At 61.4% G+C, this 236-nt stretch carries 1 protein-coding gene; it reads right to left on the bottom strand.

Annotation, left to right across the window (positions count from 1 at the left end; translation table 11 throughout):
* Positions 1 to 236 (bottom strand): hypothetical protein (locus FS507_RS18015; protein ID WP_186314795.1); only part of this gene is annotated, 236 nt, incomplete at both ends.

The raw sequence follows: 236 nt of genomic DNA, 5'->3' as shown, positions 1-236 counted from the left end.
CGCCGGCAACCTCCAGCTCCACCCCCTCCTCGGCAACCACCCTCTCCCTCTCTCCACTCTCCCCCCCTACAACAACCCCATCAACCTCAACTCCCACAACAACCCCACCCCCCTCCACTTCATCCAGTTCATCATCAACCACCACAACCACCCATCCTTCCCGCACCCCTCTTTCCCCCCCCTCCTCCCCTCCATCTACCATCACCAATCCCTCATCCACCACTTCCCCTACCTCC

Source organism: Corynebacterium glyciniphilum AJ 3170 (assembly GCF_007673095.1).
Taxonomy (GTDB): domain Bacteria; phylum Actinomycetota; class Actinomycetes; order Mycobacteriales; family Mycobacteriaceae; genus Corynebacterium.
This window is presented reverse-complemented; position numbering and strand designations above follow the sequence as displayed.